The sequence below is a fragment of the Paraglaciecola polaris LMG 21857 genome, from assembly GCF_000315055.1.
GTDB classification, from domain to species: domain Bacteria; phylum Pseudomonadota; class Gammaproteobacteria; order Enterobacterales; family Alteromonadaceae; genus Paraglaciecola; species Paraglaciecola polaris.
Genome location: NZ_BAER01000044.1, coordinates 44,713 through 63,335, shown reverse-complemented (window position 1 = coordinate 63,335; position 18,623 = coordinate 44,713). Strand labels below are relative to the sequence as shown.

At 45.3% G+C, this 18,623-nt stretch carries 13 protein-coding genes; 3 read left to right on the top strand and 10 right to left on the bottom strand.

The genetic code is table 11. The annotated features are described in order from the left end of the window. Window positions 1-60: 60 nt before the first annotated feature. The gene (ahr, locus tag GPLA_RS08540) at window positions 61-1,062 is read left to right on the top strand and encodes an NADPH-dependent aldehyde reductase Ahr (RefSeq protein ID WP_007104472.1); all 1,002 of its coding nucleotides are present in this window, start codon (window positions 61-63) and stop codon (window positions 1,060-1,062) included. A gap of 119 nt (window positions 1,063-1,181) precedes the next feature. Here ahr and GPLA_RS08535 read toward each other — a convergent pair whose 3' ends face one another. From GPLA_RS08535 to GPLA_RS08495, 9 genes are all read right to left on the bottom strand, one after another. Next, complete coding sequence (locus tag GPLA_RS08535; protein ID WP_007104471.1) at window positions 1,182-1,928, bottom strand: glutaredoxin family protein; 747 nt, start codon at window positions 1,926-1,928, stop codon at window positions 1,182-1,184. A gap of 73 nt (window positions 1,929-2,001) precedes the next feature. Then, a complete protein-coding gene (locus GPLA_RS08530; RefSeq protein ID WP_007104470.1) occupies window positions 2,002-2,514 on the bottom strand; it encodes a DUF305 domain-containing protein in 513 nt (170 codons plus the stop codon). A 134-nt stretch (window positions 2,515-2,648) separates the two neighbouring features. After that, a complete protein-coding gene (locus tag GPLA_RS08525) occupies window positions 2,649-3,134 on the bottom strand; it encodes a hypothetical protein (RefSeq protein WP_040514259.1) in 486 nt (161 codons plus the stop codon). A gap of 477 nt (window positions 3,135-3,611) precedes the next feature. Next, window positions 3,612-6,740 (bottom strand): efflux RND transporter permease subunit, encoded by a 3,129-nt coding sequence (locus GPLA_RS08520; RefSeq protein WP_007104466.1) that lies wholly within the window; start codon window positions 6,738-6,740, stop codon window positions 3,612-3,614. Further along, complete coding sequence (locus GPLA_RS08515; protein ID WP_007104465.1) at window positions 6,737-8,359, bottom strand: efflux RND transporter periplasmic adaptor subunit; 1,623 nt, start codon at window positions 8,357-8,359, stop codon at window positions 6,737-6,739. Before GPLA_RS08515 ends, GPLA_RS08520 begins: the two co-directional genes overlap by 4 nt. After that, window positions 8,356-9,864 (bottom strand): TolC family protein, encoded by a 1,509-nt coding sequence (locus tag GPLA_RS08510; protein WP_007104464.1) that lies wholly within the window; start codon window positions 9,862-9,864, stop codon window positions 8,356-8,358. The genes GPLA_RS08515 and GPLA_RS08510 overlap by 4 nt, the downstream gene beginning before the upstream one ends. A 152-nt stretch (window positions 9,865-10,016) precedes the next feature. Further along, window positions 10,017-10,427, bottom strand: coding sequence for a hypothetical protein (locus tag GPLA_RS22920; RefSeq protein WP_007104463.1), 411 nt, complete (start codon window positions 10,425-10,427; stop codon window positions 10,017-10,019). A gap of 179 nt (window positions 10,428-10,606) precedes the next feature. Further along, window positions 10,607-11,776 (bottom strand): cation:proton antiporter, encoded by a 1,170-nt coding sequence (locus GPLA_RS08500; RefSeq protein ID WP_007104462.1) that lies wholly within the window; start codon window positions 11,774-11,776, stop codon window positions 10,607-10,609. 277 nt (window positions 11,777-12,053) lie between these two features. Beyond that, the gene (locus GPLA_RS08495) at window positions 12,054-12,971 is read right to left on the bottom strand and encodes a carbon-nitrogen hydrolase family protein (protein WP_007104461.1); all 918 of its coding nucleotides are present in this window, start codon (window positions 12,969-12,971) and stop codon (window positions 12,054-12,056) included. 176 nt (window positions 12,972-13,147) lie between these two features. On the opposite strand from GPLA_RS08495, the gene GPLA_RS08490 reads away from it, so the two are divergent. Then, a complete protein-coding gene (locus GPLA_RS08490; protein WP_007104459.1) occupies window positions 13,148-15,175 on the top strand; it encodes an NADPH-dependent 2,4-dienoyl-CoA reductase in 2,028 nt (675 codons plus the stop codon). Window positions 15,176-15,280: 105 nt separating this feature from the next. On the opposite strand, the gene GPLA_RS08485 is transcribed toward GPLA_RS08490, so the two are convergent. Beyond that, a complete protein-coding gene (locus GPLA_RS08485; protein WP_153810547.1) occupies window positions 15,281-16,219 on the bottom strand; it encodes a DUF2608 domain-containing protein in 939 nt (312 codons plus the stop codon). A gap of 256 nt (window positions 16,220-16,475) precedes the next feature. Between GPLA_RS08485 and GPLA_RS08480 the strand changes: the two genes are divergently transcribed. After that, window positions 16,476-18,599, top strand: coding sequence for a TonB-dependent receptor (locus tag GPLA_RS08480; protein WP_007104457.1), 2,124 nt, complete (start codon window positions 16,476-16,478; stop codon window positions 18,597-18,599). Window positions 18,600-18,623 lie beyond the last annotated feature (24 nt).

Below are 18,623 nucleotides of genomic sequence, written 5' to 3'. Positions count from 1 at the left end.
TGATTAGCACGTCTAATCGCACACTGTGTATGATGATTAAAATTTGTTGAGGAATCCCCCATGATAAAAGCTTACGCAGCACACGAACCAAAAGGTCAACTCACCCCTTTCGAATATGATCCTGGCGAACTCAAGCCCAATGAAGTTGAACTTGACGTTATGTATTGCGGTGTCTGCCACAGTGACTTAAGCGTTATCGACAATGAATGGGGGTTTAGTCAATATCCTGTTGTTGGCGGTCACGAAGTCGTTGGTACCATCCGTCAGATCGGCAGTGAGGTCAAAAGCCTTAGAATAGGCCAAGTTGCCGGTTTAGGCTGGCATGCTGGTTATTGTGATCATTGTCGTCAGTGTGACACAGGCGATCATAATTTATGTGCAAAAGCGCGACCGACCATTGTCGGCCATCATGGCGGTTTTGCCGACAAAGTGCGCGCGCAGGAAAGTGCAGTGGTCGTTATTCCGGATGGGATCGATCTCGCATCGGCTGGGCCATTATTTTGCGGCGGAATCACGGTATTTAATCCCTTGAGTGAATTTGCGATTAAACCTACAGATAAAGTCGCCGTAATCGGTATTGGTGGTTTAGGGCACTTAGCTTTGCAGTTTCTCAATGCATGGGGATGTGAAGTGACTGCATTTACGTCCAGCGAAGCAAAGCAACAAGAAGCCAAGTCGATGGGCGCCCACCACGTGATTAACTCACGGGACAAAGCACAAATTAAACAAGCCGCGGGGGAATTCGACCTCATTATATCTACCGTCGCCGTTACGCTGGATTGGGAAGCTTACATCAGCACGCTTGCACCGCGGGGTCGTTTGCATTTTGTTGGCGCGATAACCGAACCATTAAAAATCAGCGTTTTTTCGTTAATGTCACAACAGCGTAGTGTTTCTAGCTCCCCGGTAGGTAGTCCTGCCACCATTGCAAAAATGCTTGAATTCGCCAAACTGCATGACATAAAACCGGTTATCGAAACCTACTCATTCGACGAAATCAACCAGGCGCTTGAGCGGCTTCGTGTGGGTGATGTGAAATATCGCATCGTATTGAAGCGCTAGGCAAGTCTTTCAAATCCCTATTTGTCTGGCCCCGTATAACCGGTCGCGTTTGATCAGTAATATGAGGGCCTGACAAACAGGTGGTGTTAAAGCCACCATACATTGTGCGCCATGCGTGATTAGCGAACGAACATCCAGATCCCCGCTGCAATCATAAACAGATTCTCTGTCAAAGAGACAAAACCCAATGGCACATTGGTATCACCGCCTGCGCAAGCGCATTTCAGGTCTCGTTTATCTATGTAAACGGCCTTAATCACCGACACGGCGCCCACTGTACCGATAAAAAGTGATACCGGTGCGACTAGCCACGCAGGGAGCCCCGCTATCATACCTATACCTGCAAATGCTTCAGCAAACGGATACACGTAGGCATAACGCACCACCTTCATGGCAAATAAATCGTAGGTAATAAACTGATTTGAAAAACTGTTTAAATCACGCAGTTTTTGCACTGCCAACACACTCATGCTCAACGCAACAAAGACCTCCAAAGTGCGCATTGAAAAGATGTTTTGCATGACAGCGCCTTGGCCGACATGATAGGAAAATGCAATGGCGAGAACAAACGCCATTGCAAATATGGAGGTGACGGGTGTGTACGTTTTCCCTTGAGGCGCGGCAGGCGGCTTGCCAAAATAACTGCGCAGCTCATCGTACCCTCCTACCCGCTCATTATCGATAAACGTTTGTGGTGTAGTTTCAACGTCATGTTTTGCTTTAAAGGCATCGGCTTCTTCACGTGTTGTTAATGTATGATCTTGTACTTCAAACCCTTTTCTCTCGAGCAGATCTTTGGACTTAAGACCAAAAGGACAGATGTGCTCAGGCGTGACCATACGATATAGACTGGCTGTTTTACTCATGTTCTTCTCCCTTATTTAAACACTTAAATAACACCTGTATTAACGGCCTCGTCAATACAGGGTAAAAATCGAACTATAAATTGACGTTAAATTTAGGCACTGGGCGATGTTCAGCGCCAGCCCTATCTTGGGCTACTCCATTGACCCGAATATCGTCGAGCAGCCATTGCATTTCCTTAATTTCACGTCGCTGAGCCTTAATGATGTCATCCGCTAATTGGCGCACTCGATAGTCTTCGATATTGGCCCGCTCACTGGTCAATATTGCAATGGAATGATGGGGGATCATGGCGCTCATCCATGCGCTATCGTCGATGGTATCTTGTGAGCGCACTAGGTAAAGAGATGACACAAAAATCAATGTGCTAACAACAAAAATAGCGATATTGCCTTTTTTGTTGCTGTACATTTTGAGCATGAATAGCAGCATAATGATTGCCATGGCAGCGCCCATATAAATGGCCATGTAGACTCGAGTTTCACTGAAGAATACGTGCCCAAAGGCATAGGTATTCAAATACATTAATCCAAACATAACCACCGTAGATGTGACTATCATGGCCAAAAATTTTATATAATGAGACATTACTCACTCCTGTTTTTTTCTAACTTTAGGCGTGTCGGCCGGACAAAACGTAATACCGTACTGACACGCGCTTTATTAACATGGGGGATAAGCTGAAAACGTAATGGCATGAAAAATCAACGCCACAACTAAAATTAGCTGGGTATCGGAGGGCGAAGATCCCGTGAGAAATGTGCTGAAAGGTAATCAGATATTGATTCTGTTATCTCAATGCTCTCATTCATTGGTTCGAAGGTGATATGACTGGGAATAATAGCAAAATGTGCGCACATCCCCCCAGTACAATTACACTGTCCCTCACAGCAGTCTTGCATGGGCTGCCCGGAATGTTGATGCTGCAGCGACTTAGTACTGCCTTTCACAGGATTTTCGGTGTGAGCATTGAGGGACGGTAAAAAACGACGGTTCTCCAACGACGGTACTTTTAATCTGAGCGTCATTTTGGAAAGCCCTTCGACAGCAACTTGACTTTCAAACGTTTGGACTTGCCCAGCAAACATAGCCTCGTCAGTATGATGACATGCAAAGGCATCGGCGGCATAAAACACACAGCTAACCAACACCATAATCAACTTGATCATTGTGCGATTCGTCGTGCTGCTATGTTTTATTAATGGCACTTTGTATCTCCTTTATTGACTCAGGCAATCTAAAGTATCAGGCCGTCACATTGCCGCTAAACAAGCATTACTTTTTTGGGCAATATTACCGCTCACTAAGTAAAAATTACCGAATAACATAATTAATAGAATATAAATAAAAGAATAAAATTCTATTAAAACAAATAGTTAAACAAAACAGGCAGGTGTATTGAAATGATGAAAATGCCTTTTGTCTATGTATGCAGCAAAGATTGCACCAAATTATATTGATTGCATTGAAACAGAAGGTTATGTCAAAAGCTGTTTGATAACGGAGATGACATTAGACATGTGCCTAATGTTGTTAGGATAAAACGGCACGGTATTTTTCGTACACATACCAAGAAGGGAAATGGATTAAACAAAGAATCAACCTAAGCCCCATTGAAGCGGTCACTTAGGTTGATCGAAAGTACAATGCTTTATCATTCGTTTAGGCGCTGATTGTACTATCAGTTATAGGATGAATTTAGCCTCGCGTTTGCGCCACAAGAAATACACGACAGGTACAACGAGCAAACTGAGCACTAGTGCACTAGCCATCCCGCCCACCATAGGCGCGGCAATACGACTCATTACTTCAGATCCGGTGCCACTGCCATACATTACAGGTAACAAACCTATGATCACTGTGGCCACCGTCATCATGACAGGGCGTACTCTTAACCCTGCCCCTTGCATTACGCTGTGGCGTAATTTATCAATGGAAAGTTGACCACCTTTTCCTAACTCCTCCTTGCATAATTGTTCATACGCTTGATTCAAATACACCAACATGATCACGCCGATTTCAACCGCCACGCCTGCCAGAGCAATAAAGCCCACCCCCACGGCCACAGACAGGTTAAAATCGGCCAAATACACTAGCCAAATCCCCCCTATCATGGCTAATGGCAACGTACCCAAAATGATCGCCACCTCAGCAAAGCGTTTAAAATTAAGATAAAGCAATAACACTATGATGGCCAGAGTGAGGGGAATAACATAATTAAGCTTTTCTTTGGCCCGCTCAATATATTCATACTGCCCCGCCCAAGTCACGCTGTACCCTGGCGGTAGCGTTAATTTCTCCTGCAGTAACTTTTTGCCATTTTGCACATAATGACTCACATCGATATCCGCAATATCGATAAATATCCATCCGTTTAAACGTGCATTTTCGCTTTTAATCGCCGCGGGTCCGTCATCTATATACACCTTTGCCACATCACCTAAGGTCAAATGCTGACCGTTTTTTGTGACTATAGGCAATATCTTCAATTGCTCTGGGCTATTTCGATATGCTTGAGGATAACGAACGTTAATCGGGTAACGCGCCAGTCCTTCTACCGACTCACCAACATTGACTCCCCCTACAGCCATGGAGACCACTTGTTGAATTGCACTCACGCTCAAGCCGTAGCGCGCTGCTGCTTCTCGGTCGATATCCAATTTAATGTATCGTCCACCCACAGCGCGCTCTGCATAAACGGACGCCGAACCCTGCATGGGGGTGAGTAGCCGCTCAATATTTTGACCAATTTGCTGGATCACCGCCAAATCTTCACCCGCCACCTTAATACCCACAGGGGTTTTTATGCCCGTTGCCAACATATCAATACGGGTTTTAATCGGCATGACCCACGCATTTGTTAAACCCGGCAGGTTAACCGTATTTTCTAACTCTTTGCGCACATCCGCCTTAGTCATTCCCGGGCGCCACTGATCTTGTGGCTTAAATTGAATAAAGGTTTCTATCATGGTCAGCGGCGCCGGATCGGTCGCTGTATCGGCCCGGCCAATTTTACCAAACACATTTTTGACTTCAGGAACACTGCGAATGAGCTTATCAGTTTGCTGTAGGATCTCCCGTGCTTTGCCAACCGACACCCCAGCATAAGTCGACGGCATGTACATTAAATCGCCCTCATCTAAAGGGGGCATAAATTCACTGCCAATTTCGCTAAGGGGATAAAACCCCACTAGCGCAATAATAAACGCCCCAAGCAAAGTGCTTTTGGGATAATTCAACACCTGCTTCAATAGCGGCATATACAGCGCTACCAACGCCCGATTGACTGGATTTTTATGCTCACTGATAACTTTGCCCCGTATGGCGTAGCCCATTAGCACAGGTACAACGCTAATCGCTAAGCCTGCTGATGCTGCCATGGCATAGGTTTTGGTAAACGCCAACGGTGCAAACATTCGGCCCTCTTGAGCTTCAAGCATAAATACCGGCAAAAAGCTGACCGTGATAATAAGCAGGCTAAAGAATAACGCAGGGCCCACTTCAGATGCGGACTTGATCACAATTTCCCAGCGATTTTTCTCGGTGAGTTCTGTGTCTTGCATATGTTTGTGCATGTTTTCTATCATGACGATGGCACCATCTGTCATGGCACCAATCGCTATGGCAATCCCCCCTAGCGACATGATATTAGCGTTGATCCCCTGCCAATACATGATAATAAACGCAATCAATATACCCAGTGGTAAGCTGATGATGGCCACGAGCGATGAACGTATATGAAATAGAAATACTGCGCACACCAACCCCACGATGAATAGCTCTTCTAACAATTTTGTCCATAAATGTTCAACCGCACTATCAATCAACTCGGAACGATCATAAACGGGCACAATCTCAACACCATCAGGCAGCCCTTGTTTCAGCACTTCGAGCTTTTCTTTAAAAGCTTCTATGGTTTTTTGCGCGTTTTCACCGAAACGCATAACGGCAATACCACCAACTACTTCGCCTTCCCCATTAAGCTCCGCGATACCTCGGCGCATTTTAGGCCCAAGCCGAATGTCTGCCACATCGCGCAATAACACTGGCACCCCGTTGTCGTTAAAACCTAAAGGAATACGGGCAAGATCTTCGCTTTTTTCGATATAACCATTGGTCGAGACTAGATATTCCGCTTCGGCCATCTCGATTACAGACGCTCCTACCTCTTGATTACCTGCTTGAATAGCGGTTTGAATTAGGCTCAGGGGTACGTTAAAGGCCCGAAGTTTGTTCGGGTCGACGACCACCTGATATTGCTTGACCATTCCGCCTATGGCTGCCACCTCTGAAATACCGGGCACAGTTTGCAGTTCAAACTTTAAAAACCAATCCTGTAATGACCGCAGTTCACTTAAGTCATGGCGGCCACTTTCATCTTTTAGGGCGTAGATGTACACCCAGCCAACGCCAGTTGCATCCGGACCTAGTTCAGATTTTGCTTGAGCAGGTAAACTGGAACTTACCTGGGACAGATACTCTAGTACGCGAGAACGCGCCCAATAGGGATCGGTATCGTCATCAAAAATGATATACACGTAGGAGTCACCGAAGAACGAAAATCCGCGCACAGTAGTCGCGCCGGGCACTGACAACATAGCGCTAGTCAGTGGATACGTGACCTGATCTTCCACAACTTGGGGGGTTTGTCCTGGGTAACTGGTTTTAATAATCACCTGCACGTCTGACAAGTCAGGGATCGCATCCACCGGGGTGTTTTTGACACTAAACAGGCCTAACGCCACCACCATGGCAGTAACAAGTAGCACCAATAACCGATTGGTCACTGACCATCGAATAATATGCGCTATCATTGTGTGTCCTTAGTCATTAACGTGAATGAGGTAACGATAAATTCTCCGTCTTTTATTTCGAACGTAAAGGTCATTTCACTTTTGGGCAGTAAGGTTTTAATAACCGCGGGGCTAAGCTGGTCACTGAAAATAAAATCCATGGTATCAGGTCCGCGGCCCCACTTTTTAATTGGACCCCGGCTAATATTGACCAAACCTGATGCGTAGTCGATTTTGTTGACGGTACCTTTTACCGTCGCTTGCTGCGTCACCGAATGTGCCATATTTTGTGCATCATGCTTCATGTTTGACATAGATTCGTTTTGATTCATGCCATTCATACTTTCCATATCACCTATGATAGTTTCAGATTTCTCTGATAGAGCAGACGCAGCGTTATCATGGTCCATGCGTATAAAATCAGAGGAAATGCTGCTTTGCGAGTCCAATAAAAATTGTGCCGAAGTGACAATTTCATCACCCGCTTCTAAGCCTTGCACAATCTCGATAAAGTCACTGTTCATGCGACCTAATTTGACCTCGACCGATTTGAAATAGCCTTTTCCAAGCGCCAATACTAAGCGGTCTTGGCGACCTGTTCGTATAACCGCCTCACGTGGAACAAGCAACGTGGGTTCACTAGCTTTGCCATCAATCCTAATGTCAGCAAACATATTGGGCTTTAGCTGACGTTGTAAATTTTCAAAACGTAATCGTACGCGTAAGGCTCGCGTGGTTTTGTCAAGTGACGGATATATGTAATCTAATTCGCCATGCCATTGTTGTTCCGGCAGATAAGCCACATTCATTGTCACCGGTAACCCAACTTCAAGCAAAGCTGCTTGCTGCTCAAATACCTCAGCCTCAACCCACACTTCATCTAAGCTCGCTATCGACATCAAAGTATCCCCGGGTTTAACATAAAATCCGTGACGGATTTTTAAGTGCTCTAATACCCCGGATTGCGGTGCATAAAAGGTCACGCTTTGCAGCACTTTATTGCTATTTTGCAGTTCTTCCATGGCTTTGTCAGGCATATGTAGCGAGTGCAAACGCTGGCGGGCGGCATCAATCAGCACTCGATTATCGCGCTTCTTCGCTAATAAATATTCCTCTTGGGCACTCACCAATTGTGGAGAATAAATACCGTAGACCTTTTGGCCCTTGGTGACAGCTTCCCCTGCGGTGCTGACGTACAAGGCATCTACCCAGCCCTCTACGCGAGGGTGCATGTGCACTATCGTGTCTTCGTTGTAACCGATGTAACCCACGGTATGTATGGTGTTATTGAGCGTAGCCAAGCGGACACGTGCCGTGCGCACACCAAGGTTATTGATCACATTGGGTGAAACCTTTACTGCACCAGCTTGTGCGCTCATATCATTGTCGTCACTTTTTTCATCATAAAAAGGTATCAACGCCATGCCCATGGGCGATTTACCGGGTTTGTCCCGGCGAAAATTGGGATCCATTGGGGCGACCCAATACAAGGGTTCACTTTGAGATTGGTTGCCCTTTACTCCAGGGCTCATGTTCGCCTTCGTACCAAAATCGTTCTCAACAGCAAACTGAAGATAAAGCGTAGTGGTAATAAGGCCTCCTAAAATAAACGCGCCGACAATGTAAATGACTGTTTTCATGGGTGACGTTCCTGATTGATTTCTGAGGGTTGAGCGCTAACTTGTTCCGTTGACATCACGCCCTTAAAGCTTGGTGATCCAGCTTTAAACGTGTCGCTTTGGGATGAAACGTTAATGTTTTGATTTTGCGCAGGTAAAAAATATTGTATTTTTGCTTGGGTTCTCTGTTGTTTATTCATCAGGTTAAGCTGCTCGAGACGAGCATCGAGTTCAATTATCGCCACCTCGGTTGCTTGGCTTAAGCTGCCATAGTCGTGACTGAGGTTAGCCATAGAGACTTGTTTTTGTGCAGCAATGTTACCTAGGATCACCTGTTCATAATGAGCAATACGTCGAGTGTACGACCTATACTGGCCGTGCAAGCTATCAACTTGAGCCAACATTTCTCGCAACTGTAAGCGATAATCTGTGCGTAAGGCTTCTTTTTGATGATGTGATGCAGCCAGTAAATTATCTTGTTTGACCGATGAAAAAATAGGCATATCCACGCTAATACCAACCGACCAAAAATCAGCACGACTGCGGTTTGCATCATCGTCTTGACGATAAGCATAACTGGCATTAACCCCCCACTGGGGCGCGTATTGACTTTTTGCTAATTGTACGTCGCTATCACTAGCCGCTATGCCTTGATTTAAGGCTTTCATTCTTGGATGCTGAGACAACAATTGCGCAATAGCGTGACGATCGATTCTGTCTACACTGGCTAACATAGGTAATGGCATTAACCTAGGCAATGTCGATCCCGTTGTGTCATCCACATCACACTCTTCAAACCGAGCCGCAATAACAACTGAGGGATCGTGTTTATTGTTGTCAGGCTCTTTTAACAACCATTGACATAAATTAGCCAGTGCTGTGCCCTGGCGCGTTCGTAGCTCAGCGATACGATCATCTAGCCGAGCTAAGGTTAATTGTGCAGCGAGCACATCGTTCTGCGTGAGATTCTTTTGGCCACTTGTATAGACGGCGGCATAATGGGTCTGAGCAATATCAATAAGCTGCTCGAGCAAATCTCGTTGCTTGATTGAAAGCCCAACACTTTGTTTAGCCGTATATAGATCGAGCCATAACAAAGTCACATTAAGTTTTACTTGGGCTAAGCGGTCTTGGCGCAGCAAAGGTTGTTGCGCAGCAAGCTCATCAAAGTGCTGGCGGGTGATCGCCCGGCTGTCACCTCGAGTGAACATTTGTTTAACCCCTAGCTTGAATTGTGTCATTGGCTCTTGATTAAAGGCAAAGCCATCACTGGGTACATTCAACATACCAAGGGAAAATTCAGGATTTGGTAAGGTATCTGCAGCTGCACCTTGAGCGGTAAGCGCATGCTCCTTCTCATCACTACCAGTAAGCCAAGGATCATGTTGCTGGGCTTGTAGCACCGCCTGCTGCAAACTCATTGCCCGACTTTGGGGACTTAATGCGAGTATGCTACAGGTCAATACCGAGCAAACGGCAATACTTAGCGCACTGGGCACACGGCTTTTAACGTTAGCCAATATCATTATTACTCTCTACAGGTATATTCGAGCTATTTATCGACGAGCATGATTCGATACGAAAAATAGATCTGTTTAAAATGAAAAAGCCCAGCAATAAAGCATGGCTTTCTCGGTTAAATGGGATAAATGCGCCTTAAAAGGCCCAATTACTCGTCTTAACCGTTTATTGGAGGGCGTTGTAATTTGGCAGGAAAAAGACTTGGAATAGAAAATAACCGGTCTGAAATTTTATCTTCGGGTAGGTTATTAGCAAAATCGGATTGTGCTGACATAAGCGTAAACACTCCACAAGCAGCAATCGGACAGTGGCATGACTCAGCGCTGTTTTGCTCACAGCAATCCATGTTCATGCCGACACCTTGTGTCATAGGCGGTTCATCATTGCTCATTTGCATCATGCAAGGGTCGTTAGCTGCGTCACGGTAGGTGGTCCCATCGGACATTTTTACCATGGGTAAAACACTTTCTTTGTCATGCATGGTAAAGCAATTCATACCATTAACCGCGAACGATTGACTAGCAAACAGTATTGCTATCAAAAGATATGTGGCTAATTTATAGGTCATGTTTTACCGTTCTCAATATAAGGGTTGGTCGCAATTACATTGCGTTTGGTGTCATCAATACAAAGCAAAAAGAGCAATACATCAGTCGATTCGTTGCCAGTTTATCGTTAGTGCGCTGAGTGTGCACGCAAAAACGTCTTTAATGGAAGTTGACCCTGTATCATATTCTTACGTGATATCTACTCAGTAGAGACAGTGTTTGTCGGTAAAATCTTTCGCGCTAATGCTACCCAAAATGGACTGGCGAATAAACTGAGGGCAATTACAGCAACCGTCATATGATAACCATAATCACTAATAAGCTTTGACTGACGCCCTAACGTAGCCAAAATAAAACTGAACTCCCCCACTTGAGCGAGCATAGCGGCTGCATACACACTCTTAGCCCAACTCACCTTCAAGGCTCTCAATGTGACGGTCGCGATAAGCGTATTTCCCACCAGTACCATGAGTAACAGCACAGTAAGTAATCCACTGTTTTGCAGTATAAAATGTATATTTAACAGCATGCCTATCGACATAAAAAATATAGCAATAAAGACCACATGAAACGCTTCTAAACTGGTTCGGATCCAAAGAGAGTCTTTCATTTTGGCCACCAGCATGCCGCCAACGAAAGCACCTAATGCCGTGGATAAATGCATTAGCCCTGACAGTAAGCTCAAACCGAAACAGCATAACAAAGCGCCAATCACTTGTAACTCGTGATTCACCTTGAGTTTATTTAACCACCGAAATTCGATGTATGCTTGATTAAGCAGCCATCGCACCAGCAATAACACAACGATACCCGCAATGACTTGCATAGCAATAACATTGGACTGCACACCCGTTTCATCCATGATCCCAATAACAATGACCATGGGTATCACTGCCAAGTCCTGAACCACTAAAATACCCAGTACATGCTGGCCTTGTTCACTGTGCAACTCATTCTTGTCTTGCATGAGTTTGAGTACCACAGCGGTACTGCTTAAACTGAGTACAAAGCCAAGTAACACGATGCGCTCTGCAGACCAATTCAACAAACTGCCGATTGCAAACATGCTGAGCAAACTTAATACTATCTGTAACCCGGTACTGCCGATAGAAATACGCCAACTATGACGCAATTTGTCAGGGCTGACCTCCATACCAATGAAAAACAATAATAAAATGACACCCAACGAACCCATAGTCTCGATAACATCGATATTGTTTATCAAACTTAAGCACTGGGGACCCACAATGAGCCCGGTCAATATATAAGCAAGGACTAAAGGTAATTTAAAATGTCGAAAAACAAGGGCAAAAATTAAACCAATAAAGGTAGTGCCGACTACGGCCGGTAAAATAGGATCAAAATGCATAGGGTCCAAAGTGCTAATAAAGTCGAATTCGTCATGTAACGGGGTTTCCTTTGGCAGTGAAATACATCCCTATCGCCAAATAAACTAAACACATCACAGACTCGAAAAAAGGTCGTTATGAACACAGACCCTGACATGGAAAAAGGTTCATTTTTGACAAGTTTTGTAACGCTTTAAAACAGCCAATATTAAGCTAATAGCCCTTAAAAATGAGAGAAAACAGCCTTTACTAACACGTTACTGTACTTTGCTTAAAACAACATAGATCGCCATCTTATCACTGGGTTTTATAAGCTGGTCTTGGTTCTTCATCAACTGTTAATTTGAATACGTCTGGTCGAGAATAATGCCCAGCGGGATCCAAGTCGTAACGCGCTTTTACAATGTCATCTAAATCAATTACGGCGCTGATTAAGCCCTCTTCATTGTAAAGTGGCCCAGCTAATATGCAGCCCATGGGTGAGACAATAACGCTACCGCCACGAATAAGCGGTTTATCCGCTGGCCAAATATGGTCCGGCATATCACCAGCCTGTGGTGGGCCCATGTATTGACATGCGCTGACTAGAAAATTACGCCCTTCATAGGCAATATGACGCATACTCGCTTGCCATATATCTCGGTCGTCTACAGTCGGCGCACACCAAATATCCATGCCTTTAGCGTACATAGTGCTGCGTAGCAAAGGCATATAATTTTCCCAGCAAATAGCCGCGCCTACTCGCCCAGCGGTGGTGTCCACAACAGGAATGGTTGAGCCATCACCCAATCCCCAGATCAGGCGTTCGCTGGCGGTTGGCATCAATTTTCTGTGTTTATTCACCTCACCATTTTGGGTGATAAATAATGCAGTACAATAAAGCGTACTCCCCCCGCGTTCGATTATGCCTATCACGATAGACGTATTACACATGATTGCTAATTCAGTGAGCGCTTGGACTTCAGGACCGTCGATTTCAATGGCTTGCTGGAAGTAAGCTAAGTATTCTTCACGGCCTTGCTCAGTACGATACCCGACCCGCGTGCCAAAATCCGAGCCTTTTGGATACCCGCCTAAGAGCGCTTCAGGTAACACCAATAAATCGCAATGGCTGTCTTGAATAGCCTGTTTAAAACTCACGATGCGCGCTAACGTTGCAGCAGTTCCGTCTACAGATGAGCCAAGTTGTAACGCAGCTATTATTCTCTTATTCATTGACTGTCCTGTTTTTCAGATATATTGATTGATGCCTTAACCTTATTTAAATGTGCAATATTGATAAGCACCCTGTCAATGCAATTCGCGATGGCTTGCCCTAGTAACCGATGGTTCACTTGCGCTTGTTTCATTAGCACCTTACTCTGAACTAAAACAATGATAAGGCTTACCCAATGACAACGACTGCCCCCTTCCCCCATCTTTTAAGTCCACTTGATCTTGGGTTTACCACCTTGAAAAACCGAACCTTGATGGGCTCTATGCATTTAGGCCTAGAAGAAGAAAAAGGCGGCTTCGATAAACTGGCCACATTCTACGGCGAACGTGCAAAAGGCGGCGTAGGTTTAATTGTTACCGGTGGCATCAGCCCTAACATTGCTGGTTGGGTCGCGCCATTCGCGGGACGCATGAGCTCAAGCCGTCATGCTAAAAAACACAAGGTGATAACCGAGGCAGTTCATCGCGAAGGTGGCAAAATTTGCATGCAAATACTGCATTCTGGTCGCTACGGCTATCATCCCTTTAACGTATCAGCATCAGCGATGAAAGCCCCTATCGCCCCCTTTAAACCCAAAGCATTGTCGGTTAGAGGGATCAAAAAGACGATCAAGGATTATGTGTCCTGTGCAGGGTATGCCCAAGAAGCTGGCTATGACGGTATCGAAATCATGGGCTCAGAAGGCTACCTCATTAACCAGTTCTTCTGTCAACGCACCAATCACAGAGACGATGAATGGGGCGGCACATTAGCAAACCGAGCACGCTTGGCTATTGAAATAGTGCGTCAAACGCGGCAAAAAGTAGGCACTGATTTCATCATTATTTATCGTTTATCTATGCTTGATTTAGTCGAAGGTGGCGCCCCATGGGACGAAGTCGTTTATCTTGCCAAAGCCGTTGAGCTAGCAGGTGCAACGTTGATCAATACAGGCATCGGCTGGCATGAAGCCCGCATACCGACCATAGTGACATCAGTGCCAAGAGCAGCCTTCACTTGGATCACGCAAAAGATGAAAGCTGAAGTATCACTGCCGCTGATCACCACCAATCGCATTAATACTCCAGAAGTAGCCGAGTCTGTGTTAGCGGATGGCCATGCGGATATGGTATCCATGGCCCGGCCTTTTTTAGCAGACTCACAATTTGTGGCTAAAGCCATGCGTAATGAATCAGATCAAATCAATACCTGTATTGCCTGTAACCAAGCCTGCTTAGATCATGCCTTTGCCCAAAAGCGCGCCAGCTGTTTGGTTAATCCCCAAGCCTGTTATGAAACTGAATTAATTTTTAGCACAGTGGTCAACGTAAAAAAATTGGCCGTCATTGGTGCCGGCCCAGCAGGATTAGCTTTTGCAACTTATGCAGCACAGCGCGGGCATCAAGTACATTTATTTGAGCAAGCCAATGAAATTGGCGGTCAGTTTAACTACGCCAAGCAAATTCCAGGTAAAGAAGAGTTTTATGAAACCTTGCGTTACTACGCACGTATGATTGAGGTAAATGGGGTTCATTTGCACCTCAATACCTCTGTGGATGCAGAGCTTATTCAGCAACAAGACTTTGATGAAATCATCATGGCCACCGGCATCAAACCTCGTCAATTGGCTATCCCCGGTATTGAGCATAAAAAAGTCTTGAGCTACATAGATGTACTACGCGACCACAAACCGGTGGGCAACAAAGTTGCGCTTATTGGTGCTGGCGGTATCGGCTTCGACGTCGCTGAATATTTAGTTGAACACGAGCAACTGACCACCCATCTCGATAAATGGCTAGATCATTGGGGGATCGACAAAGAGATGGCTCATCCTGGTGGGTTAACGACAGCAAAAATTTCGATTTGCCAGCGAGAAGTCTATTTACTCCAGCGTAAATCTAGCAAAGTAGGTGCAGGGTTAGGCAAAACGTCAGGTTGGGTACACCGAGCCTCACTGACAAGACACAAGGTGAATATGCTCAACGGCGTCGAGTATCGTAAAATTGATGACCAAGGTTTGCATATCAGTATCAAAGACACGCCTCGCGTACTGGCAGTTGACAACATCATAATCTGTGCAGGGCAAGAGCCGTTGCGTGAATTGCAGGCGAGCTTATTAGCATTGAATGTGCCTGTACACGTTATTGGCGGAGCGGATGTGGCGGTGGAGTTAGATGCCAAGCGTGCCATCAGGCAAGGGGCTGAATTGGCAGCGAAAATATAATGCCAACGGAATATTAAGGCTGCAACCAAGCAAAATGTATCGTCATCGGCTTGTTAGTGCCCCAGAGCACTAACAAGTCATAATAGAAGATGGCTACATCAGCAATTAATAATCACACTGACCTTGGTTGATGTGTTCAGCGCGGTCCACAAAATACCCAGCAAGTAACTGATTCAGTGCAGTACGTGCCGCATTTGCCTGGGAAATTTCGCTATCGGTCACCGCTTTAGATATACGATTGTAGTGATAACCGTAAAAGTGAATGCCCGCTCCTTTTAGCGCGTGCGCCATGTTATCGATGTTATGTTGCTTATCATCGACAAACACCACTGATGCGTATTCATCTCCTGTGCGCTTAAGTAAGTCTAAAAGCATCACGCCTTTGTCCATACCTTGCACCATAAAAACTCCATCTACGTAACTTACCTGAGCAGTACGTCCACCTAATGTATAATCGTAATGGTATCCAATATCAGATAATGCCAACGATTTATTGCTAAAATTCAACTGATTACGCTCCAACTCTCGCATAGTTGCCGAGCGATATGCCCCTGAGCGAGCCGTTAAAATAACCACATCGTTGTTCACACTGTGCACAATATCAGCCATGTTCGTCTGGGTTGGTTGGTTTACGGCCATTTCGAACACCATGCCCAATACATCAAACAGGCAGTTAACTTTTTCACTGTCGCGGGTGTTCACAGGTGCACCTTGTAGATCAAGTGCCCTGCCTCGTTGCCAGTCATACCATTTATCGCTACCAAAAAACTCTGTAGCGGTCAGCAATGTATCGTCAATATCAAAAACCACTAAGGTCGAACGCGTGTCCAAAGTATTGGCTTTATCAACTGCGTCTTGCAGCTCGTTTGTTTCATACACCGTACTGACCACAGGTTCTATCACCTGGGTATCGATAGACCCGAGTTCATTATGACTCGTGGCACAGCCCGCTATAAATAAGCTCGAACTCAGCCCGAGAAGCGCTGCATATATCATAGGTTTAGGCCGGTTAATGGCACGGGCCAAAAAGGTTTGTGTAAGCATTATTATTTTCGTTATGCGCAAAATTAGGCGGCGATAATACAACATTTAACACCTATGGTGTACCCACAATTCCCTTGCTAAAACCTGTGGATATCACCGTAAACATGTCTTATGTCAGCACGTCATACTTATATTTCCCTGCCAATCAATTCCCTTCGCTGGTTCGGCTAGTGAGAAAAGTTCAATTATTATTTGTAAATAAGAATTGTTTTTATTACCATTCTCGAACTTTTACACCTAATCAAACGGATATACTATGCAGCATGCTTCACTCACCTTGCTCTCACTCGTTGTCAGCGCCAATCTTCACGCTCAAAATCAGATCAGTACTGATAATAATGATCTCGAAAGAATGATCATCACCGGCAGCCGCATCGTTGAAAGCATTGATGAAGTGCCAGCATCTATCGTCATCATCACTCAGCAGCAGATACAAGACCAACTCAAAGTCACCAGCGAGTTACAATCACTATTATCAACGCTCGTGCCTGGTCTTGCGCCTTCTACGGGTACGTCTAGTAATTCTGGGCAAACCTTACGCGGTCGAGCGCCTTTGATTATGATTGACGGTGTACCTCAATCCACTCCTTTACGTAACGGTTCCTTGGGTGTACGTAGCTTGGATGCTAGTACAATAGAGAGAATCGAAGTGATAAAAGGTGCGACCTCTGTTTACGGAAACGGAGCGGCTGGCGGGATCATTAATTACATCACCAAGAAAGCAGCAAGCGATAAACCCTTGTCGGGCCACGTAACCGTTTCATCGCGCTTTAGCGGCGTAAAACTTGACGACACTCTAGGCGCTCGGGTCGATGGTGGAATTAACGGTCAGCTTGATAAATTTAGCTATGTACTTAATGCAAGCTACGAGGAAAATGGCGTACAACGGGATGCCGAAGGAGATATTATTGGCCTTACCTATGGCTTATCAGATACCAATACACAAAATTATTTCAGCAAATTGGGCTATCAATTTGATGATGAAAAAGCCCTGCAAGTCACCTACAACTATTATAAAGCGAAACAAGATACTGACTTAATAAATGTTGTCGGTAATGTCAATTCAGGGGTCAAAACCTATGCCGTGGAGTCTCAGAACGGCGCATCTATCCTAGGTGAACCCCAAGGGCCAGAAAATCATAACGTCATGCTTAAATACTCGGATGACGAGATATTCAGTCATACCCAATTGGTCATTGATGCGTATGCCCAGCGTATTGAAAATATGTTCTTTTTCTCCACCAATTTAGCCAATCCAGAACAAGGTTTTGACGGTGGCCAGTCTATTATTGAGTCAGAAAAGAAAGGTCTTCGTGCTACGTTTAATAGTCAGTTCACCTGGCAAGATATCGATACTACTGTGATTTACGGGATTGACGCCCTAAATGATGTGACGTCTCAACCGCTAGTTGATGGCCGCGTGTGGGTACCTGAAATGGATATGGAAAATATCGCGGGCTTCGTACAAGCTAAATGGATTTTACACGACAACATAATTTTAAAAGCAGGCGTTCGTCACGAAAATATCGATTTAAAAGTAGATGACTTTAGCACCTTGCGCCTATGCCGCACAGCGGATCAGTGTTCCGTTGCCTTTGACGTGGTGGGCGACACCCTAAATTACCAAGCAACCACCTACAATGCGGCGATACGCTATAACATGAGCGACGCATTTAGTCCGTTCATTAGTTATTCTCAAGGGGCTGACATTTCAGATACTGGCCGCTTACTGCGCTCAGCTACTGTGACTGATATTGCCCTTATTCGCACCGAAGCCTCGATTATCGACAACTACGAAATCGGCTTCACCTCTAAGTTTGACCGGATCCGTTTCGAGTTTTCGGCTTATCGCAGCACTTCTGAGCTGGGCACGACAAATTCGTTTGACTCTGAAACTGGGATCTATCTGCCCGTTCGTGCACCACAAGAGATCTATGGCTACGAAGCCTTAGCCACATATCAAGTGCAATCAAACCTCGATATCTCTGCGACCTACTCCTGGGTCGAAGGCAAAAATACTGAGCTTGATGTGTATTTGGGCGGCAAAGACATCGGCGCACCAAAAGGCACCTTCAATGTAAACTGGCAACCCGCTGATGGTGCACGTTTGGCGCTTAACTACTTATATGTAGGTGACCGTAAACGTTTTGACCAAATTGACGGCGCATACGTGGGCGACCAAGGGCCTGTGGACAGTTATCATTTAGTCAATGTAAACGGCAGTTATGATCTGGGCAATCAGTGGCAAGTCTTTATGGGCATTGAAAATCTCTTAAATAATGATTACTACCCCACTCGTTCACAAGTTTATACCTATGATGGCTACAACCATAAAGGCTTAGGCATGACGGTCAATATCGGCGCGTCTTATCAGTTCTAGGTAGACGAGCCAATTAACGCCTGC